Annotated in this window: 20 protein-coding genes and 1 pseudogene; 11 read left to right on the top strand and 10 right to left on the bottom strand. The window is 62.4% G+C overall.

The genetic code is table 11. The features are described from left to right. Positions 1–127: 127 nt before the first annotated feature. Complete coding sequence (locus tag CIT31_RS31445; protein ID WP_095521889.1) at positions 128–1,219, top strand: COX15/CtaA family protein; 1,092 nt, start codon at positions 128–130, stop codon at positions 1,217–1,219. On the opposite strand, the pseudogene CIT31_RS31440 reads toward CIT31_RS31445, so the two are convergent. The 3 genes and pseudogenes from CIT31_RS31440 to speB form a co-directional block, all read right to left on the bottom strand. Further along, positions 1,209–2,047: pseudogene (locus CIT31_RS31440) on the bottom strand (aminoglycoside phosphotransferase family protein). The gene CIT31_RS31445 and the pseudogene CIT31_RS31440 sit on opposite strands and share 11 nt — an antisense overlap. Then, positions 2,048–2,980, bottom strand: a complete 933-nt coding sequence (gene argC / locus CIT31_RS31435) for an N-acetyl-gamma-glutamyl-phosphate reductase (RefSeq protein ID WP_095521710.1) — start codon at positions 2,978–2,980, stop codon at positions 2,048–2,050. Between the two features lie 30 nt (positions 2,981–3,010). Then, positions 3,011–4,018 (bottom strand): agmatinase, encoded by a 1,008-nt coding sequence (gene speB, locus CIT31_RS31430; RefSeq protein ID WP_095521709.1) that lies wholly within the window; start codon positions 4,016–4,018, stop codon positions 3,011–3,013. Positions 4,019–4,421: 403 nt separating this feature from the next. On the opposite strand from speB, the gene CIT31_RS31425 reads away from it, so the two are divergent. Further along, positions 4,422–5,480: a glycerophosphodiester phosphodiesterase family protein gene (locus tag CIT31_RS31425; protein ID WP_095521708.1), complete on the top strand. Its 1,059-nt coding sequence runs from the start codon at positions 4,422–4,424 to the stop codon at positions 5,478–5,480. A 55-nt stretch (positions 5,481–5,535) separates the two neighbouring features. Here the strand turns inward: CIT31_RS31425 and CIT31_RS31420 are convergent, their stop codons facing one another. Then, complete coding sequence (locus CIT31_RS31420; protein WP_095521707.1) at positions 5,536–6,408, bottom strand: aldo/keto reductase family oxidoreductase; 873 nt, start codon at positions 6,406–6,408, stop codon at positions 5,536–5,538. 95 nt (positions 6,409–6,503) lie between these two features. On the opposite strand from CIT31_RS31420, the gene CIT31_RS31415 reads away from it, so the two are divergent. Continuing rightward, the gene (locus tag CIT31_RS31415; RefSeq protein WP_095521706.1) at positions 6,504–7,463 is read left to right on the top strand and encodes a LysR family transcriptional regulator; all 960 of its coding nucleotides are present in this window, start codon (positions 6,504–6,506) and stop codon (positions 7,461–7,463) included. 20 nt (positions 7,464–7,483) lie between these two features. Here the strand turns inward: CIT31_RS31415 and rpsI are convergent, their stop codons facing one another. From rpsI to CIT31_RS31395, 4 genes are all read right to left on the bottom strand, one after another. Further along, the gene (gene rpsI / locus CIT31_RS31410) at positions 7,484–7,966 is read right to left on the bottom strand and encodes a 30S ribosomal protein S9 (protein WP_023717316.1); all 483 of its coding nucleotides are present in this window, start codon (positions 7,964–7,966) and stop codon (positions 7,484–7,486) included. Between the two features lies 1 nt (position 7,967). Continuing rightward, entirely contained in the window at positions 7,968–8,432 is a 465-nt protein-coding gene (gene rplM, locus CIT31_RS31405) for a 50S ribosomal protein L13 (protein WP_023798353.1), read from the bottom strand. A gap of 263 nt (positions 8,433–8,695) precedes the next feature. Further along, positions 8,696–9,424, bottom strand: a complete 729-nt coding sequence (locus tag CIT31_RS31400; protein ID WP_245316532.1) for a LysE family translocator — start codon at positions 9,422–9,424, stop codon at positions 8,696–8,698. An 18-nt stretch (positions 9,425–9,442) separates the two neighbouring features. Next, positions 9,443–9,907 carry a PaaI family thioesterase gene (locus tag CIT31_RS31395; RefSeq protein ID WP_095521705.1) on the bottom strand — a complete coding sequence of 155 codons (465 nt, stop codon included), beginning with the start codon at positions 9,905–9,907 and terminating at the stop codon, positions 9,443–9,445. A 170-nt stretch (positions 9,908–10,077) separates the two neighbouring features. Here CIT31_RS31395 and CIT31_RS31390 point away from each other — a divergent pair, with 170 nt between their 5' ends. The 6 genes from CIT31_RS31390 to CIT31_RS31365 all read left to right on the top strand — a co-directional run bounded on the left by CIT31_RS31390 (position 10,078) and on the right by CIT31_RS31365 (position 14,419). Next, on the top strand, positions 10,078–10,899 hold the full coding sequence (locus CIT31_RS31390; protein WP_095521887.1) for an enoyl-CoA hydratase: 822 nt from the start codon (positions 10,078–10,080) through the stop codon (positions 10,897–10,899). A 2-nt stretch (positions 10,900–10,901) separates the two neighbouring features. Beyond that, on the top strand, positions 10,902–11,324 hold the full coding sequence (locus tag CIT31_RS31385) for a VOC family protein (RefSeq protein WP_095521704.1): 423 nt from the start codon (positions 10,902–10,904) through the stop codon (positions 11,322–11,324). A gap of 10 nt (positions 11,325–11,334) precedes the next feature. Continuing rightward, positions 11,335–12,111, top strand: coding sequence for an AAA family ATPase (locus CIT31_RS31380; protein ID WP_095521703.1), 777 nt, complete (start codon positions 11,335–11,337; stop codon positions 12,109–12,111). Then, positions 12,108–12,629, top strand: a complete 522-nt coding sequence (locus CIT31_RS31375) for a CoA-binding protein (protein WP_065008091.1) — start codon at positions 12,108–12,110, stop codon at positions 12,627–12,629. The genes CIT31_RS31380 and CIT31_RS31375 overlap by 4 nt, the downstream gene beginning before the upstream one ends. Before the next feature lie 137 nt (positions 12,630–12,766). Continuing rightward, positions 12,767–14,047 (top strand): O-acetylhomoserine aminocarboxypropyltransferase, encoded by a 1,281-nt coding sequence (locus CIT31_RS31370; RefSeq protein ID WP_095521886.1) that lies wholly within the window; start codon positions 12,767–12,769, stop codon positions 14,045–14,047. A 21-nt stretch (positions 14,048–14,068) separates the two neighbouring features. Next, on the top strand, positions 14,069–14,419 hold the full coding sequence (locus tag CIT31_RS31365; RefSeq protein ID WP_095521702.1) for a cupin domain-containing protein: 351 nt from the start codon (positions 14,069–14,071) through the stop codon (positions 14,417–14,419). Here the strand turns inward: CIT31_RS31365 and CIT31_RS31360 are convergent. Next, the gene (locus CIT31_RS31360) at positions 14,409–15,677 is read right to left on the bottom strand and encodes a cytochrome P450 (protein WP_095521701.1); all 1,269 of its coding nucleotides are present in this window, start codon (positions 15,675–15,677) and stop codon (positions 14,409–14,411) included. The two genes, CIT31_RS31365 and CIT31_RS31360, sit on opposite strands and share 11 nt — an antisense overlap. Before the next feature lie 254 nt (positions 15,678–15,931). Between CIT31_RS31360 and CIT31_RS31355 the strand changes: the two genes are divergently transcribed. After that, positions 15,932–17,041 (top strand): NAD(P)/FAD-dependent oxidoreductase, encoded by a 1,110-nt coding sequence (locus CIT31_RS31355; RefSeq protein ID WP_095521700.1) that lies wholly within the window; start codon positions 15,932–15,934, stop codon positions 17,039–17,041. Here CIT31_RS31355 and CIT31_RS31350 read toward each other — a convergent pair. After that, positions 17,038–17,628: a hypothetical protein gene (locus CIT31_RS31350; RefSeq protein ID WP_095521699.1), complete on the bottom strand. Its 591-nt coding sequence runs from the start codon at positions 17,626–17,628 to the stop codon at positions 17,038–17,040. The two genes, CIT31_RS31355 and CIT31_RS31350, sit on opposite strands and share 4 nt — an antisense overlap. Before the next feature lie 331 nt (positions 17,629–17,959). Here CIT31_RS31350 and clpP point away from each other — a divergent pair, with 331 nt between their 5' ends. Further along, positions 17,960–18,589, top strand: a complete 630-nt coding sequence (gene clpP, locus CIT31_RS31345; RefSeq protein WP_029353484.1) for an ATP-dependent Clp endopeptidase proteolytic subunit ClpP — start codon at positions 17,960–17,962, stop codon at positions 18,587–18,589. Positions 18,590–18,708: the final 119 nt, after the last annotated feature.

Below are 18,708 nucleotides of genomic sequence, written 5' to 3'. Positions count from 1 at the left end.
CTTAGGCCCAACGGAAGAGGCACGCAACCCGCAAGAAGCGGCGCGACGGCGTGCCGCGCTGTCCGGTCTTGCCAGCGGGATTGCGATGGTCCACCAATCCGCGACTGCAACCTGCCGGGACAAGCCTATGGCTGCCATATCAGCTGCCGCGCCTTTCGTGGCCCGCGACCGCGACCTGCGCAACCGGGCGCTGGTGCGTGGCTGGCTCTACGTCGTGCTTCTGGTCCTGTTTGTCCTGGTGCTGGTCGGCGGCGCCACCAGGCTCACCGAGTCCGGCCTGTCGATCACCGAATGGAAGCCGATCCACGGCATCATCCCGCCCCTCAACGACGCCGAATGGCAGGAGGAATTCCAGCGCTACCAGCAGATCCCGCAATATGCCGAGCTCAACAAGGGCATGAGCATCGAAGCGTTCAAGTCGATCTTCTGGTGGGAATGGGTGCACCGGGTCCTGGCGCGCGGTGTCGGCGTGGTTTTCGCCGTGCCGCTGGTGTTTTTCTGGGCGACGCGCCGCATCGAACGCGGCCTTGGGCCTAAACTATCAGGCATTCTTCTTCTCGGCGGCCTCCAGGGCGCGATCGGCTGGTGGATGGTGGCGTCCGGACTGGTCGACCGGGTCTCCGTCAGCCAATACCGGCTGGCAACGCATCTGACGCTGGCCGCGCTGATCTTCACCGCGACCATGGTGGTCGCGCGTGGATTGGCCCCTCATTCCGAACCGGCCGCCGACCGTTCGACGCAGCGTCTGGCCGGCTTTCTGGTGCTGCTGGCGCTGATCCAGATCTATCTCGGCGGGCTGGTCGCCGGCCTCGATGCCGGCCTGAGCTACAACAGCTGGCCGTTGATGGACGGCAAGCTCATCCCCGGCGATCTGATGATCCTCGAGCCGGCATGGCGCAACTTCTTCGAGAGCCCGAAGACGGTTCAGTTCATCCACCGGCTCGGCGCCTACGCGATCTTCGCCGCAGCACTTTGGCACATGATCGCGACACACCGCCGCCAGCCAGGCACGACGCATGCGCACCGCGCGACGTTGTTGTTTCTGCTGGTGCTGGCGCAGTCGTTGATCGGCATCGGCACGCTGCTGATGCACGTGCCGCTGCACATGGCGCTGACGCATCAGGCATTCGCGCTTGTCCTGCTAGGGTTTGCTGCAGCGCATTGGCGCGGCACCAAGGGCGCTTATCCGCTGCCCAACCAGATCGCCGTCAGGGGCTGAGCCGCACCGTCCTGATCGCCGTGGCAATGGACAATTCGCGGCTTTCCTCGAACGCGTTGCCGTCCTCATGATGCCACGACGCCGACAGGCAGCCATAGGCGATGGCATGATCCAGGATGGCTGGCGGCGTTTGGCCGAGCGTTCTGGCGAAGATCTCAGCCATGTGGGCAATCCGCCGGGGATCGCTGCAAAGGTCGTCGCGGTCGAGCGGGTTGTAGAACATGTTCGCCGCATCGAAGCCGGGATCGCCGAGAACGCCCTTCGGGTCGATCGCCAACCAGCCGCGCGGTCCCTGCATGATATGTCGTGATGCAGGTCGCCATGCAGCGGCAGCACGTCGACAGGATCGGCCAACAGCCGTTCCGCGGTCGCAGCCGCTTCGACGTAGAGGCTTTTTTCGCCGGCGTCGCGATCGATCTTCGCCTTCTTGAACAGACTGGAAAACCGTACCCGCAGCGGCTGCAGATCCGGTGGGGCAGGGTGGTCGGATGGCGAGAACAGGTTTGCCATCACCTCGGCCGCGATTGCTGTGGCGGCATTGTCTCCCTGCTCCGCGAGAACCTGCGACAGCATCCTGTCACCGGCATATTCGAGCAGCATGCAGCGGCCGTCGCTGCCGAGCAGCTGCACTGCGCCTTCGCCACGCCGCCAGGCGAGAAAATGCTCGCCGCGCAACTCGTCTTCGACATCGTCGAAGGGTTTGTGGTCCTTGACGATCGCCGGCGCGCCGTCCGCGCGAACAACCTTCCAGATGCGGCTGCTGAACGTCTCGGCAATCAGTTCTGGCGCGCTGACCTTCCAGCGTTCTGGAAATGTCGGAGCGTCCATTCAGGGCTTGAGCCCGAGCATCAGATCCATGTTCTGCACGGCAGCACCCGAGGCGCCCTTGCCGAGGTTGTCGTAGACGGCGAACAGCAGCGCCTGGGCCCTGTCGTCATTGCCGAATATATAGAGCTTCATCCGGTTGGTGCCGTTGTAGATTTCGGGATCGATCTCCGGCACGCGTTCAAGATGCACATAGGGCGCCACCTCGACCACGCCGCCATCTATCGCGGCGAAATGGTCGGCAATCGCCGCATGAAGCTCGGCGCCCGTCGGTACATAGTCGAGGCCGCCGAGCTGCAACGGCACCACGGTAATCATCCCTTGCGCGAAATTGCCGACCGCCGGCTGCATGATCGGGTCATGCGACAGCTTCGCATAGGTCCTGAGCTCCGGCACATGCTTGTGCTGCAGGGTCAGCCCGTAGGGCAGGAATTCCGGGGCATCCTCGCCCTTGGCGACATAGTCCTCGATCATCGGCCGGCCGCCGCCCGAATAGCCCGAAATGCCATTGACGGTGACCGGAAAATCCGGCGGCAACAGCCCGGCTGCCACCAGCGGCCTGAGCGTCGCGATCGGGCCTTGCGGCCAGCAGCCCGGATTGGCGACACGCTTCGCTGAAGCGATTTTCCGCGCCTGATCCTTGTCCATTTCGGCGAAGCCATATTCCCAACCTTGGGCGACGCGATGCGCGGTCGAGGCGTCGATAACCCTTGTGGTGTCGTTGGTGATCAGCGAAACGCTTTCTTTTGCAGCTGCATCCGGCAGGCACAGGATCGCGACATCGGCGGCGTTGAGGAACTCGGCTCTAGCTGCCGGTTCCTTGCGGCGCTCGGTCGGAATGGAGATGATCTCCAGGTCGCCGCGTTCGGCAAGCAGCGCCCTGATCTGCAGACCGGTGGTGCCGTGCTCGCCGTCGATGAAGATTTTCGGTTTCATTGCCTGCCTGAATTCCCTGATATTTCGAAGTTATATGCCGCTTGCCTGATTCAATGCGGCGACGACGTGATTGCCGCTGTTCAGCTCTTCGAGTCGAGCCTTTCGTTCCGCCAGGAGCCCGAGATAGTGCATGGCGACTGTCGACCCGGCAATTGCCGTTATATCGGCGTGATCATAGGCCGGCGCAACCTCCACGACATCGGCGCCGACGATATCGACCTGATTGATCTGGCGCAGCACCGACAGGATTTTTGCCGAGGACGGCCCGCCGGCGACCGGGGTGCCGGTGCCGGGCGCGAAGGCCGGGTCCAGGCAATCGATATCGAAGGTGACGTAGGCTTTTTTGCCGCCGGTACGATCGACGATGGCATAAGCGATATCGGACGCGCGCATTTCCTCAACTTCGTGGCCGTACAGGATCTTGAGGCCGAAGGTTTCGGGCGCATGGGTGCGGATGCCGATCTGGATCGAACGGTCGGGGTCGACAATGCCCTCCTTGACCGCACGGCCGACGAAGGAGCCGTGGTCGATGCGCTTGCCGTCGTCCGGCCAAGTGTCCTGGTGGGCGTCGAACTGCACGAGGGCAAGTGGGCCGTGGACGGCGGCATGCGCCTTGAGCAGCGGCCAGGTGACGAAATGGTCGCCGCCGAGCGATAGCAGGAAGGCGCCGGATTTCAGGATCTTTGCTGCCTCGCGCTCGATCGTCCCGGGAGTCTTCTGGTGATTGCCGCTGTCGAGCAGGCAATCGCCATAGTCGACCACGGCGAGATATTCGAACAGATCGCGCGAAAACGGATACTGCGGATCGTTGTCGAGGATGGTCGAGGCGCGGCGAATCGCCTGCGGCCCGAAGCGCGCGCCCGGCCGGTTGGTCACGGCGGCGTCGAAGGGGATGCCCCACACCACCGCGTCCGCGCCCTTCACGTCCTTCGTGTATTTGCGTCGCATGAACGACAGCGCGCCGGCATAGGTCGGCTCGAAGGACGCACCCGTCCTGGCCCGGGCGGTGAAGGCGTGGTCGATGTTGCTGTTCGGCATGAAGCGATCTCCTGTGCGTCGAGGCGCAACCTTATTGGATAAAATTCTCAGAAATGCGACCCCTTCCGAGGCCTGGGCCATTCGAGCCCGGTCACAAATTCTTGCTTGTCAGGTGAGCCCGCATGGCCAACCCGGAAATTGCTTAGGTAAGCATGAATGCAACCGTAAGTAGATAGCCGCCTCCGCACGGGATGGTGTCGGCCGCGGAGCGGAACAGATATGGGCGCGCCAAGCATCTCGGCAAGCTGATTGCCGGCGACCTGCTGATTGCCGGTTCGAGGTTTCAGAACGGCCGCTTCAGCCGGCATTGACCCGGACGTCCGGCATTTGCGAAGCCGGCTTCGTTCACCAGGCTGTCACGTGTGTCGCTTAACCGGTTTGCATCCGGTACGGAGCGATTCTCATGCGAACGACCTGGCTGAACCTTCTGCTTGCCGCCGCCTCGGTGCTCTTCACAGGCGCGGCATCGGCAGGCGAAACACGCGCCAGACAAATTCTCGACCGTTTCGAACACGCCAACCAGTGGCGCGACCATGTCATGGTGGCGGCACACCGCGCCGGCAGTATGCAGGCCCGCAAGACGCTCTATGCGGAGAACTCGATCGCCGCCGTCGAGGCATCGATCGCGCTGGGTGCCGAAATCGTCGAGGTCGACGTCAGGCGCTCGAAGGATGGCCAGTTCGTCGTCATGCATGACAGCTGGCTCGACCGCACGACGAATTGCAATGGCGAGGTGATCAAGCGCACGCTGGCCGAGCTCAAAACCTGCAGACTGGTGATCGAAGGCACCGGCGCTGTCACCGATGAGCCGGTTTCGACGCTGCGCGAAATGCTGATGGCGACCAAGGACAGGATACTCATCAACATCGACAACAAGCTCGATGTCGACAGCCTGGCCGGCATGATCGCGGTCGCGCGCGATCTGGGCATGGCCGAACAGGTGATCGTCAAGGAGAACCTGTGGAATCCGGCCAGAATCACCACTGTCAAAGCCGCCATGGGCGCGATCGGCAGTGGTTTCCAGTTCATGCCGATTATCGCCGATGACGCGGTTCGCGACGCCGGTTTCGCCGAGAAAGTCAGCGGGATCTTTTCGCCGCGCGCGGTCGAGATGATCAACTGGCGCGCGGGATCGGAGACGCTGACCGACACTGGCGGTCCGCTGTTCAGCCCCCGTATGCGCGCGGCGGCGATAAGGGGCGACTGGCACATCTGGGCCAATACCTACGCTATCGTCAATAAGCCGGGCGGCTTCCTTGCCGGCGGTCGCGGCGACGAGTTGGCGGTGCTCGCCAGTCTACCGCGCGAGACGTACGGCTTCTGGGCCGAGCGCGGCGCCACCATCATCCAGACCGACGAGCCGAAAGCGGCGATCGACTGGCTGGCAGCGAACGGCTACCGAGTGCCTTATTCTGATGAGACGCGGCCGGCGGAGCCGGCGAACACCGCAAGCATCAACTAGACTGGATCGGAGCGGGGCAAGGGAGCCGCTTCCCTGGATGGTCGCCAGCCCGCTGTCAGGCGGCCATCGCTACTCCGTCCAATTCCCTGGCGGCATCCTCCGGCAGATCGAGTTCGGCTGCGGCAAGGTTCTCAATGAGATGTGCGACCGATGAGGTGCCGGGAATGAGCAGGATATTGGGCGCGCGACCGAGTAGCCAGGCGAGCGCGACCTGCATCGGTGTGGCGCCGAGGCGCTGAGCGACGCCGGATAGGGTAGACGACTGCAGCGGGTTGAAGCCGCCGAGTGGAAAGAACGGCACATAGGCGATGCCGTCGCGGGCGAGTTTGTCGATCAAGGCATCGTCGCCCCTGTGCGCCAGATTGTATTGGTTCTGCACGCAGACGATCTCGGCGATCCGTCGCGCCTCTTCGATCTGTGCTGACGTGACATTGCTTAGCCCGATGTGGCGCACAAAACCGCGTCGCTGCAGCTCGGCCAGCACAGTGAGCGGCGCCTCGATCGATCCTTCGGCGGGCCCATGCGCGTCGAACATGATCCTGAGATTGACCACGTCCAGCACATCGAGCCCGAGATTGCGCAGATTGTCGTGCACCGCCTGGGTCAGCGCTTCGGACGAGAAGGCGGGGAGCCACGAGCCATCCGTGCCGCGACGCGCACCGATCTTGGTGACGATCGTCAGATCGTCGGAATAGGGCGCGAGCGCCTCGCGGATCAGCAGATTGGTGACGTGCGGGCCGTAGAAGTCGCTGGTGTCGATGTGGTTCACCCCGCGCGCAATGGCCTCGCGCAGCACGTCCAAGGCTGCGTCGTGATCTCCAGGCGGACCAAAGACGCCGGGTCCTGCGAGCTGCATGGCGCCGTAGCCGAGCCGCTTCACGGTGCGGTCGCCGAGAGTGAACGTGCCGGAAAAGTCGATGCTGGACATAGTCTATCTCCGTTCAAAGATGACGCTGAGATAGGCGCTGTCCGATCTTACGATAATTGGCTACATTCCGCACGGGCTGTACGGAATATCGAACAATGAAGATCGATCTCGGAGACCTGAACGCCTTCGTGGCCGTGGCGCGGGCCAAGGGTTTTCGCGATGGCGCCCGCGCGAACGGCGGCAGCGCGTCGGGCTTGAGCGAGGCGGTGCGCCGGCTCGAGACGCAGCTCGATGTCAGGCTGCTCAACAGGACGACCCGCAGCGTCGTCCTGACAGAAGCGGGTGCGAGCTTGCTGGCCCGGCTCGGTCCAGCCTTAACCGAGGTCGAGGCAGCACTTGACGTTGTGAACGGCTTCCGCGACCGGCCGGCAGGTACGTTGCGGCTTAATGTGCCGGTCAGCGCGGCGCGGCTGGTGCTGCCCGGCATTGTTCCGCGGTTCCTCGCCGCCTATCCCGGCATCCGGCTGGAGGTGATCGCCGAGGAGAGTTTTGTCGATGTGTTGGCGGCGGGGTGCGATGCCGGGATCCGTTACGATGAGCGGCTGGAACAAGACATGATCGCGGTGCCGATCGGGCCGCGCGTGCAGCGCTTCGCCACCGCTGCCAGCCCCGCCTACCTTGATCGCCAAGGCCGGCCTGAGCACCCGCGCGATCTTCTCGGCCACGCCTGCCTGCGCGGCCGATTCGCCAGCGGCGCGATGCCGCTTTGGGAATTCGAGCGAGACGGCGAGGTGGTGCAGGTCGATCCGGCGGGGCCGCTTCTCGTGACCCTGGGCGGGGCGGCCGATCTCGCCGTCGATGCAGCCATTGCCGGTACCGGCATTGTCAGCCTCTTCGAGGACTGGCTTCGCCCGCATTTCGAAAGCGGTGTGCTCGAACCCGTCCTCGAACCCTGGTGGCAGAGCTTCTCGGGGCCGTTCCTTTATTATCCCGGCCGGCGTCTCGTGCCGGCTCCACTGCGCGCGTTTATCGACTTCATCAAGGCATCGGCCGATCGATCCCGACATTCAGCGAAGTCGGCACAAAGAAAAAGGCCACCCGAAGGCGGCCTTTGACCTATGCGGCTGCGTAGAGCTTAGCGCTTGGAGAACTGGAAGGAGCGGCGGGCCTTCGCCTTGCCGTACTTCTTGCGCTCGACGACGCGGCTGTCGCGGGTCAGGAAGCCGCCCTTCTTGAGCACGGCGCGCAGCGCCGGCTCGTAATAGGTCAGCGCCTTGGAGATGCCGTGGCGCACGGCACCGGCCTGGCCGGAAAGCCCGCCGCCGATGACCGTGGCGACGATGTCGTACTGGCCGGCGCGGTTGGCGGCGATGATCGGCTGGTTAAGGATCATCTGCAGGACCGGACGCGCGAAATATTCGGCGAACACCTTGTCGTTGACGACGATCTTGCCGGAGCCGGGCTTCACCCAGACGCGCGCGATGGCGTTCTTGCGCTTGCCGGTGGCATAGGCGCGGCCCGACTTGTCGAGCTTCTGGACATGGACGGGTGCAGCCGGCTGCGTGTTGGTGTTGCCGGTGGCAGTTCCGAGTTCTGCGAGCGAGGAAAGCTCAGCCATTTTACGAAACCTTCTTGTTCTTGGCGTTCAGCTTGGCCACGTCGAGCGTGACGGGCTGCTGGGCGACATGCGGATGTTCCGTGCCTGCATAGACGCGGAGATTCTTCATCTGGCGACGGCCGAGCGGGCCACGCGGGATCATGCGTTCGACGGCCTTCTCGACGACACGCTCGGGAAAACGGCCCTCGAGCAGCTGCCGCGCGGTGCGCTCCTTGATGCCGCCGGGATGGCCGGTGTGCCAGTAATAGACCTTGTCGGTGAATTTCTTGCCGGTGAACACCACCTTGTCGGCATTGATGACGATGACGTTGTCGCCGTCGTCGACATGCGGGGTGAAGGTGGGCTTGTGTTTGCCGCGAAGATGATTGGCGATGACAGTGGCGAGACGGCCGACGACGAGACCCTCGGCGTCGATCAGCACCCACTTCTTCACCACATCCGCAGGCTTCTGCGAAAAGGTTGCCATGAATTGTTGCTTTCGGTTCGGACCTTGCCCATCGACGAACGACGAGGAAAGGCGTTTCTTGTTGCTTGGATTGACCGTGAGCGCTTGCCCGCCGCCAATAACAAAACGGCGGCCTTGCGGGCCGCTGCTTCGTGAAGGCTTATAGGGGAGGAGAGTTATGCAGTCAAGCTGCTTTTCCCGCCATCCTAAAAGGATTATTGTGTAAAATCAACAGGTTGTAGCTGAGGTATTATTATACCTCATTCGAATCCATCAAACTTGGTTTAGCGCCGGCCCGGAATAATTGCGGCCAGCAGCAGTTTGATGCCGACGGCGATCATGATCGCACCGGCCAGGCGTTCTTGCCAGACAAGAAAACCGGAGTTGCGTGCCAGCCAGGCGCCGACCGCACCTGAGGCCAAGGCTACAGCCCCCAGGACCAGAAGGCCCGTAGCCTTCATGGTGGTCCCGAGTACGATAAACTGCATCGCCGACGATCCTGTGGAGGCATGGACGAACTGCGGCAGCACTGCGAGCATGAAAACGAGTGCGGTAGGGTTGGTCAGATTGCAGATCATGCCTTGCCGAAAGGCGCCCGCCAGGCCTCCCTCCTTGGCCGCGACGATGCTGTTTGTTTCCGCTTCGTTGCGCACGAGCAAGAACTTTGTCCCGATTGCAATGAGGTACGCCGCTCCGAGCACTTGCAGCAGGCCATACGCGATAGACGAGGACGTGATTAGCGAGGCAAGTCCGATTGCCAGCAACGGAATCTGGATCACGCCTGCGAAAACGCAGCCGGTCGCCGTTGCCAGTGCCGCCCGCCGGCCCTGTCCGATACCGCGGCTGATCACCAGAAGCATGTCTGGTCCGGGGCCGGACAGCTGATAGCCAAGCACTGCGACCAGGAACGCCAGATAGTTGGGAAGTTCGGGCATGTTTTTGCGGGTCTGATTGGTGCTGCGAACGTTTTGTCGGACGTTTCGTTCCGTTGGGTTCGCCTGGAACGAGCGCAAAACGTATTCGCCGGCAAATCAGGCTTGCGATTGAAAGCTCTTCCTCGGCGGGATCGAATAGGTTCCCGTGGCGTGCGCCACTGTGTGTCCGTCCGGTCCGGCGACGATGTCGATATCGAACACCATCAGGCTCTTGCCCAGCTTCAGGATGCGGCAATGGCCGTCGATCGGCCCGGCCTCGGCCTTGCGGACAAAATTGATATTGAGATTGGTGGTGACAGAAAGCGCATCGGGCCCGGCATGCGAAAGCACGCAGACATAGCCGCCTATGTCGGCCAGTGTGAACAGCGACGAGCCCGACACCGTTCCGCCAGGGCGCAAATGCCGCTCGCCGGCATTCAGCCGCACCGTGCAGCCGCCCGGAAACACGTCGATCGCCTCGTAGAAGGTGAACTGGTTGTTGAGCTGGGGATAGACGCTTTCCATCAAGGCATTGACTTCGGCCGCGGTTAGCATCGGTTTGAGGTTGCTCTGCTCGGCCATTATGTTCCTCCTTGATGGTGCTGATCTCGGCTTGCCGAATAAGGCGGCTGGGCCATTTGTTGCTCATGAGAAAACACGTCTGACGACTGTTCTTCAATCGGCAGCGTGCTAGTTCTTGTGTTCCATGGCCCGCGCATGCGATGCCGCTGGCCGATGAAGAGGTTGGAGAAATGGCTGAAATCGTCGCGATCAAGCCGGCTGTTGCCGAAGGTCCTGTCGTCGCGAGGCTGGACAAGGGCGTCCTGCGCCTCACGCTCGCCAATCCGCCGGCCAATGCCCTGTCGCTGGCGGTCATGGCAGCGCTGACGGCGGAACTCGACCGCGCGAAATCAGACAGATCCGTCCGCGTCATCATCCTGGCGGCCGCCGGAAAGGTGTTCTGCGCCGGCCACGATCTCAAGGAAATGACCGCGCACCGTGGCGATCCCGACCGCGGCAAGGCGTTCTTCGAGGAGACGTTTACCGCTTGCGCGGCACTGATGCAGGCGATCGTGCGCCATCCCAGGCCAGTGATCGCCGAGGTCGATGGTCTGGCGACGGCCGCGGGGGCGCAACTGGTCGCGAGCTGTGATCTGGCGATCGCCTCGCATGAGGCGACCTTCTGCACGCCCGGCGTGAATATCGGCCTGTTCTGCTCGACGCCGATGGTGGCGCTGTCGCGCAATGTCTCGCGAAAGCACGCTATGGAGATGCTTTTGACCGGCGAGACGATCGATGCTGCAACGGCCAAGGAATTCGGCCTCGTCAACCGGGTCGTGCCGCGCGAATATCTGAATCAGATTGTCACCAAATACGCGCAAACCATTGCCGCCAAATCATCTTTGGTCGTGAAGACCGGCAAGGAAGCCTTCTACGCGCAGGCCGAGATGGGGCTTGCCGAGGCCTATGCCTATACCGGCCGCGTCATGGTCGACAACATGCTGGCGCGCGACGCGGAAGAGGGCATCGGCGCCTTCATCGGCAAACGCAAGCCGGAATGGACGGAGGAATAGACATGGAGCCTCGCATCTCCATTATCACCATCGCCGTCGACGATCTGGAGCGCGCCACACGCTTCTACGAGGCGATGGGCCTGACCCGCCATGCTGGAATCACCGATGGCGTCGCCTTCTTCCAGATGGGCGGCGTCATTCTCGGGCTGTTTCCGCGCGAAAGCGCCGAAGAGGATTCAGGCATCACCTTCGGCACGGCGCCGTCGGCGATCTACCTCGCTTACAACACCCGCTCCGACACGGAAGTCGATCACATGCTGGCGATGGCCGAGAAGGCCGGCGGTCGTATCGTCAAACCGGCCGGTCGCGCCTTCTGGGGCGGCTGGTATGGCTATTTCGCCGACACGGAAGGGCATGTCTGGGAAGTGGCGCACAATCCGGCTTTTCCGATCGCGGAAGACGGCAACATCTCGCTGCCGGGCTGACCGCCGCCGCATGGCTCCTCGCAAGCAACTGACGCGGCTGAATGCGCCCTATCTCAAGCGCATCCTGATCGAGCCCAGCCGTGTCGCAGATTGGGAAAAATATCCCTGGAATCTGCCGATCTTCCGCAGCCACGATTTCGAACTCGAATTCACCACGCCGATCACCATCATCGTCGGCGAGAACGGCACCGGCAAATCGACGCTGCTCGAGGCGATCGGCGCGCTGGCCGGATACGATGAAGCCGGCGGCGGCAAGGGCTACATGCCCATCGACCACTCCCGCGCCATCGACAAGAGCGGCGCGGCGCTCGCCGCAACGCTGCGCGGCCACTGGCTGCCAAAGGTCACCGCCGGCTGGTTCTTTCGCGCCGAATCTTTTTACTCCGTGGCGCGCTATCTCGACCAAGCGGCGCTGGATTCTGGTGCGGCGCCGCCCGATTTCCTGTCCTGGTCGCATGGCGAGGCCTTCATCCGCTTCTTCGAGGAGCGCTGCCGCCGGCAAGGCATCTACATCCTCGACGAGCCCGAAAGCGCTTTGTCGCCGACGCGTCAGATCGAGCTGATCAGGATGCTGCGGCGGATGGATCTATCAGGCACGGCGCAAGTGATCATGGCGACGCATTCGCCGCTGCTGATGGCCTGTCCCGGCGCGCGGCTGTTCCGCATCAGCCGGTTCGGCCTCGACCCGACCGATTTTCACGATACCGATCATTTCCGCATGATGCGCAGTTTCTGCAACGACCCGGATGGTTTTCTCGCCGAAGCTCTGTATGAGGACGAGGCATGAACCACGACGCCTACGACAATGCCTATATCGCCGGCATCCTCAATTCGGTGAAGACCATCGCCATGGTCGGCGCGTCCGCCAACGATGTCCGGCCGAGCTACTTCGTGCTGAAATACCTGCTGGGCAAGGGATTTTCGGTGTTCCCGATCAACCCCGGCCAGGCCGGCAAGGAAATCCTTGGCCGGATGACCTATGCCAGGCTCGCCGATGTTCCCGAGCCGATCGACATGGTCGACGTTTTTCGCGGCTCCACGGCAGTGCCGGGCGTCGTCGACGAGGTCTTGCGGCTCGATCCGTTGCCGAAAGTCATCTGGATGCAGCTTGGCGTGCGCCATGACGAGGCGGCGGCGCGCGCAGAGGCCGCCGGCATCAAGGTGGTGATGAACCGCTGCCCCAAGATCGAATATGGCAAGCTGTCGGGCGAAATCGGCTGGACCGGCGTTAATTCCGGCGTGCTGTCGTCGAAGAAGCCGCTGATGCGGCCGGGATTCCAGAGCTTCGGCGTTCGCCAGAAATAGGTAGTGAATGGTGAATAGAAGGATTTTTCTGGAAGGCGGGCAAAGCGGCATATGAGCCGCTTGCAATCAGGATGAGGCTGGCCGACTTTGCCATCACCATTCAGCATTCAGCATTCAGCATTCAGGGGAGGTATTCGATGACCCGCACGCCCGGTTTCAACACACTCGCCGTCCATGCGGGTGCCAAGCCCGATCCGGCGACCGGCGCGCGTGCCACGCCGATCTACCAGACGACCTCCTTTGTCTTCGATGATGCCGACCATGCCGCGTCGCTGTTCGGGCTAAAGGCATTCGGCAACATCTACACCCGCATCATGAACCCGACGCAGTCGGTGCTGGAAGAGCGTATCGCGGCACTCGAAGGCGGCACGGCGGGGCTGGCCGTGGCGTCGGGCCATGCCGCGCAGGTGCTCGTCTTCCATAATCTAATGCAGCCCGGCGACAATTTCGTCTCCGCGACAAGGCTTTACGGCGGCTCGATCAACCAGTTCGGCCACGCCTTCAAGAATTTCGGCTGGCAGGTGCGCTGGGCCGACACAAACGACATCTCGACCTTCGAAAGCCAGATCGACGAAAAGACCAAGGCGATCTTCATCGAGAGCCTGGCCAATCCGGGCGGTGTCTTCGTCGACATCGAGAAGATCGGCGATATCGCCCGCAAGCACGGCCTGCCGCTGATCGTCGACAACACGCTGGCCTCGCCCTATCTGGTGCGGCCAATCGAGCATGGCGCCGACATTGTCGTGCATTCGCTGACCAAGTTCATCGGCGGCCACGGCAATTCGATCGGCGGCGCCATTGTCGACGGCGGCACCTTCGACTGGTCGAAATCCGACAAATATCCGATGCTGTCGGAGCCGCGCCCCGAATATGGTGGCCTCGTCTTGCACGAAACCTTCGGCAATTTCGCTTTCGCCATTGCCGCGCGCGTGCTTGGCCTGCGCGACATGGGCCCGGCGATCTCGCCCTTTAATGCATTCCTGATCCTGACCGGGCTGGAAACCCTGCCGCTCAGGATGCAGCGCCATTGCGACAATGCGGTCACCGTCGCCGGGTGGCTGTCTAACCACCCAAAGGTCGCCTGGGTGTCCTATCCTGGCCTGCCCAGTGACAAGAACAATGCGCTGCAGAAGAAGTACTCGCCGCTTGGCGCCGGTGCCGTGTTCACCTTCGGCCTGAAGGGCGGCTATACGGCAGGCATCAAACTCGTAGAGGCGCTCGAACTGTTCTCGCACCTTGCCAATGTCGGCGACACCAAGTCGCTGGTCATCCATCCGGCATCGACCACGCATCGGCAGCTGTCCGACGAGCAGAAGGTCGCGGCAGGCGCTGGGCCGGATACGGTCAGGCTCTCGATTGGCATCGAGGATGTCAACGACATCGTCGCCGATCTGGAACAGGCTCTCGCCAACGTTTGATTCTGCCTGGAAGGAGCTTCCATGACGGCGCCGAAATTACTTTCCGTCAATGTCGACAGCATCGAACCGGAACTTGGCGCGCCGGCGCCGGATCGTCTGATTTCAGGCGATCCGAAATTTCGCACCTGGAATGTCGAGGAACGCGACGGCGGGCTCTATGCCGGCATCTGGGAGGCGACCCCGGGCAAATGGCGCATCGAGTATGACGAGTGGGAGTTCTGCCACATCCTGTCGGGCGTTTCAGTGATCGCTGAGGAGGGCGGGGAGGCGCGCACCGTCAGGGCCGGCGACAGTTTCGTGCTCAGGCCGGGTTTTAAGGGCAGCTGGGAAGTGCTTGAAACGACTCGCAAGGAGTATGTGATCAAGCTTTGATCACTTGTCCGGTGTGCACGGCGAGCGTTTCCAGCCCATGGAAATGATAGGTGTCGCGAAAGCGCGGCTGTTCGGCGAGATAGAGCCGCGGTAGCCGGTCGAACAGGGTTTTCAGCGATACCTGCAATTCGAGCCGGGCGAGCGGCGCGCCGATGCAGAAATGAATGCCGGCGCCGAACGAGACGTTCTTCTGGTCCGCACGATCCGGCCTGAAGGCGAAGGGTTCGGCAAACGCCGCCGGGTCGTGGTTGGCCATACCGAGCAGCAGGCCGATCGTCTCGCCCGGCCGCACGATGACATCGGCACCCACCTCGATCTTTTCATAGGCATAGCGCGTGAACATGTGCAGCGGCGCGTCGAAGCGCAGGCATTCCTCGACCGTGGCGGCTGTCGTTTGTGGCGAGGTGAAGAAGCGGCGGGGGTCGCCGCCTTGCGCGAGGATCGCGTGCACCGCATTGCCGGTCTGGTGGACGGTCGCCTCGTGGCCGGCATTGAGCAGCAGGACAGCCGAGGACACCAGTTCGTCCTCGGAGAGTTTTTGGCCATCGTCCTGCGCCGAGATCAGCAGCGACAACAGATCGTCGCCGGGGTTTTTGCGCCGCTCGGCAACATAGCCGCGCAGGAAATCCGAAAAATCCCGCGCCGCGCGATTGGCCGTCTCTTCCGTCTCACGTGTGCGGCCATGCATGTACATGGCGACCATCTGATGCGACCAGTCGAGCAGTTGCGGCCCCATCTCGACCGGCACGCCGAGCATTTCGGCAATGATGGTGATCGGCAAAGGCGATGCGAAAGCCGGCAGCAGGTCGACCTGGCCCGGTTCGAAACGGTCGACCAGCTCGTTGGCAAGCGCCTCTACGCGCGGCCTGAGCCGCTCGACCTGACGCGAGACGAAGGCGCGGTTGACCAGCGTTCTGAGCCTGGTGTGAACGGGCGGTTCCAGTTCCAGCATCGAATTGGCCTCGATGCCGTCGAAGGCGCTGAGATGCGTGCGGTCCTGGTCTGTGCTCCGGCGGTCAGGGATGCCGGCCGGGTTCTGGCGGCCGAAGCGGCGATCGCGCAACAGCCGGTTGACGTCGTCGAAGCCGCCAAAGCACCAGAAGCCGAACTCTTCCCAGAAGATGACATTCGATCGGCCGTGCATAAAGGCATAGGCCTCACAGGGATTCTGGAAGAAAGCCGGCTCGTGCGGATCGAGCCGCACATGGCGGGTGGCTGGATCGAAGGCCAGGTAAGTTGGTGGTACCAAATCGGTCATTCTGGATCATTAGCGCATGACCCCGAAAACCGGAATTGGTTTTCGGAAAGGATCATGCGCGGATTCAAAGTGTTGGCGTCCTTTGCGCGTCCATCGACGCGCGGCGCTCCAAGGCTTGCCAGCTTGCCGCCAGACCGTATGTTGGCGCACGACAATCCGATGCATGTCGCCCAAAAGTGTGAAGCGGTTTTGGGACAATGACATGCACAAAAGCGCGTTGAGCCGGCCGAAGCGGCTGCGGAAAGACTGACTTGATGAATGTGATCGTGGTTGGCGCAGGCGTTGCAGGGCTGTCGACGGCGTGGTCGCTGGCCAAAGCTGGGCACCGGGTCTCGATCGTCGAGCAGGGACCGATTCCCAATCCGCTTGCTGCCTCGGGCGATCATCATCGCATCATCCGCCGCGCCTATGGCGCAGCGGCGGGCTATGGCAGGCTGATCACCGAAGCCTATGAGGCCTGGGACGAGATGTGGGCCGATCTCGGCGAAAACCATCTCGATCCGCGCGGCTTCATCTGCATTTCGCGGGAGCCGGGAGACGAAGCCGAGGAATACCGCGAAGGCATGGAAGCCGGGAACTATCCATTCGAACTGTTCGAGCCGGACGCCGCGGCTAAACGCTGGCCGTTCCTGGAGCCCGGCTCGTTCCGCTACGCGTATTTTTCACCGGACGGCGGTGCGCTGCATTGTCGCAAGATTGCGACCCGCCTCGCTGGATGGCTGCGCGTGAACCACGCCAATGTCTACGAAGACAGCAAGGTGGTGGAAGTTGACGCCGAGGCCGGCCGCATCGTGCTTGAAAGCGGCGAGACGATGCAGGCCGACCGCATCGTCGTCGCCGCTGGCGCCTGGGTGCTGAAACTGTTTCCTGAACTGGACGGCGAACTGAAGACCTGGCGCACGGCGCTCGCCTATGTCGAACCACCGGCGGATCTGAAAGCGGCATGGCAGGCAGCCCCCGTAATCCTGAATGTCGGCGGCGCTGTCGACGGCTACGTGATCCCGCCGTCCGGCGGCGCCGGCATGAAATTCGGCTCAGGGCTGCACAGGGTGCCGACCAGCGACGCCGACTGGAACCGCCAGCCGGTGCCGGGCGAGGGTGAGGCGATCCGCGACCTGTTTTCGCCGCCAATCGCCCGTGTCGAAGAATACAAGATCACCGAGGTCGTCACCTGCGCCTACACCTTCACCGCCGACGAGAAATTTCTGGCTCATGAAAAAGGCAGATGCCTTGTTGTCTCGGCCTGCTCCGGCCACGGCTACAAGTTCGGCGCGGCGGTCGGCAGGCGCGTGGCGGCGACGGTCGGCAATGACGACGTCGCCGGCTTGAAGGCCTGGCTGCGGGCGGAGGCGGGTGTGACCTAATACCGGCAATGCCTTGGCATATGAACGCGCCGCCAGCCCGACGAACCTTCCCTGACCAGCACTCGCCGTGCCACCGTCTGGTAGGACGGGGAGATTTCGATGACACGCCGCTGCTCGGGCCGTACCAGCACCTCTCGGGCCACGCTTTCATACTCGGCAGGGATGACCACGCGCCTTGTGCGTTCGGGTTCAACCAGCACGGTTTCGGCGACCCGCGCATATCGGGGCTTGCGCCACACCTTGCACAGCACTTTGCGGCCGTGGATTATGCGCCATTCCCAGGCATAGCCGCCGTCGTCTACCTTGACCGTGTGGTAGACGGTGCGCGTGGCGGCCGGGACCACCTCGTAAGTGACGCGGGCCGGAGCGATCTGCTCCACGCTCTCGCGCGTGCCGTAGATTGGCGGATCGTAGTCGACGATCTGGCCACCGGGGCTGACCAGCACCTTTTCGTGAACGGTGTCGTAAACGGCCGGCCTGTTGACCGGCTCGTAGCATTCGACGGCGCGTCCGCCGGCAGCCGTTTCGGACACCATGCCGAAAACAGCAAGGCTGGCGATGGCCGAGGAAGCAGTTTTCCTGATCATGGCACTCCCCCTGTTTGAACCTTCAGCGCAAGCTCAACGTTGAATTGTAGGGGAAGCGGCATCGCGGGAAAGCAGTTTCGAGATATTTCGTTAAGCGACGTGGTTAAGAAAGTGCTACTCGGCAGCGCAGCTACACCGCATTAGCGCCGACGCACCCTCGGGCGAATCCTGTGCAGAAACCTTGATTCGACTTAACCGGATAGGCTAGGAGGGGCGGCCTTGCGCTAGGGTGAGCCGACATCCTATTTACAGGATAACGATCCAGAACCGATTCTGCCCGATTTGCTAATCTCCCGGCGCCGGAATCCCATCTTTCAATAAGGGATAATCCATGAAGAACCCCGTCGAAACCTACATGAACCTCGTTCCGATGGTGGTCGAGCAGACCAATCGCGGCGAGCGGGCCTACGACATTTTCTCTCGGCTCCTGAAAGAGCGCATCATTTTCATCACCGGTCCGGTCGAGGACGGCATGGCGACGCTGGTCTGCGCGCAGCTTCTGTTCCTCGAAGCGGAGAATCCGAAGAAGGAAATCAACCTCTACATCAATTCGCCCGGCGGCGTCGTCACCTCGGGCATGGCGATCTACGACACCATGCAGTTCATCAAGCCGGCGGTGGCGACGCTGTGCATCGGCCAGGCCGCCTCGATGGGCTCGCTGCTCCTCACCGCAGGCGAGAAGGGCATGCGCTTCGCTACGCCGAATGCCCGCATCATGGTCCATCAGCCTTCCGGTGGCTTCCAAGGCCAGGCTTCCGACATCGAGCGCCACGCCCAGGATATCATCAAGCTGAAGCGTCGTCTCAACGAGGTCTACGTCAAGCACACCGGCAAGAGCTACGACGAGATCGAAAAGACGCTCGACCGTGACCACTTCATGACCGCCGACGAGGCCAAGGATTTCGGCCTCATCGACAAGGTCATTTCGTCGCGTGAGCCGCTCGAAGGTATTGCCACATAAGACCGGTGGCAATTGGCTGGTGGGAAAACCCGCTTTTTGATGCCGCTTGCGGCATTTCGGCCACAATTGGCTGTTCCCTCGACGGGAGCAATTGCCTACGTTAAGCCTATGTTGATTTT

The sequence above is a fragment of the Mesorhizobium wenxiniae genome, from assembly GCF_002284535.1.
GTDB classification, from domain to species: domain Bacteria; phylum Pseudomonadota; class Alphaproteobacteria; order Rhizobiales; family Rhizobiaceae; genus Mesorhizobium; species Mesorhizobium wenxiniae.
Note: the sequence above shows the minus strand (reverse complement) of the source record. Positions and strands in the feature narration are given on the sequence as shown.

Excerpts from the sequence above, each read along its gene's own strand:
- rpsI (WP_023717316.1), bottom strand. The coding sequence starts at position 7,966 with ATGGCTGAGCTTTCCTCGCTCGCAGAACTCGGAACTGCCACCGGCAAC.
- CIT31_RS31390 (WP_095521887.1), top strand. The coding sequence starts at position 10,078 with ATGGCTGAAATCGTCGCGATCAAGCCGGCTGTTGCCGAAGGTCCTGTC.
- CIT31_RS31365 (WP_095521702.1), top strand. The coding sequence starts at position 14,069 with ATGACGGCGCCGAAATTACTTTCCGTCAATGTCGACAGCATCGAACCG.
- clpP (WP_029353484.1), top strand. The coding sequence starts at position 17,960 with ATGAAGAACCCCGTCGAAACCTACATGAACCTCGTTCCGATGGTGGTC.
- CIT31_RS31350 (WP_095521699.1), bottom strand. The coding sequence starts at position 17,628 with ATGATCAGGAAAACTGCTTCCTCGGCCATCGCCAGCCTTGCTGTTTTC.
- CIT31_RS31375 (WP_065008091.1), top strand. The coding sequence starts at position 12,108 with ATGAACCACGACGCCTACGACAATGCCTATATCGCCGGCATCCTCAAT.
- argC (WP_095521710.1), bottom strand. The coding sequence starts at position 2,980 with ATGAAACCGAAAATCTTCATCGACGGCGAGCACGGCACCACCGGTCTG.
- CIT31_RS31380 (WP_095521703.1), top strand. The coding sequence starts at position 11,335 with ATGGCTCCTCGCAAGCAACTGACGCGGCTGAATGCGCCCTATCTCAAG.
- CIT31_RS31355 (WP_095521700.1), top strand. The coding sequence starts at position 15,932 with ATGAATGTGATCGTGGTTGGCGCAGGCGTTGCAGGGCTGTCGACGGCG.
- CIT31_RS31370 (WP_095521886.1), top strand. The coding sequence starts at position 12,767 with ATGACCCGCACGCCCGGTTTCAACACACTCGCCGTCCATGCGGGTGCC.
- CIT31_RS31445 (WP_095521889.1), top strand. The coding sequence starts at position 128 with ATGGCTGCCATATCAGCTGCCGCGCCTTTCGTGGCCCGCGACCGCGAC.
- CIT31_RS31415 (WP_095521706.1), top strand. The coding sequence starts at position 6,504 with ATGAAGATCGATCTCGGAGACCTGAACGCCTTCGTGGCCGTGGCGCGG.
- CIT31_RS31425 (WP_095521708.1), top strand. The coding sequence starts at position 4,422 with ATGCGAACGACCTGGCTGAACCTTCTGCTTGCCGCCGCCTCGGTGCTC.
- CIT31_RS31395 (WP_095521705.1), bottom strand. The coding sequence starts at position 9,907 with ATGGCCGAGCAGAGCAACCTCAAACCGATGCTAACCGCGGCCGAAGTC.
- CIT31_RS31360 (WP_095521701.1), bottom strand. The coding sequence starts at position 15,677 with ATGACCGATTTGGTACCACCAACTTACCTGGCCTTCGATCCAGCCACC.
- CIT31_RS31420 (WP_095521707.1), bottom strand. The coding sequence starts at position 6,408 with ATGTCCAGCATCGACTTTTCCGGCACGTTCACTCTCGGCGACCGCACC.
- CIT31_RS31385 (WP_095521704.1), top strand. The coding sequence starts at position 10,902 with ATGGAGCCTCGCATCTCCATTATCACCATCGCCGTCGACGATCTGGAG.
- rplM (WP_023798353.1), bottom strand. The coding sequence starts at position 8,432 with ATGGCAACCTTTTCGCAGAAGCCTGCGGATGTGGTGAAGAAGTGGGTG.
- speB (WP_095521709.1), bottom strand. The coding sequence starts at position 4,018 with ATGCCGAACAGCAACATCGACCACGCCTTCACCGCCCGGGCCAGGACG.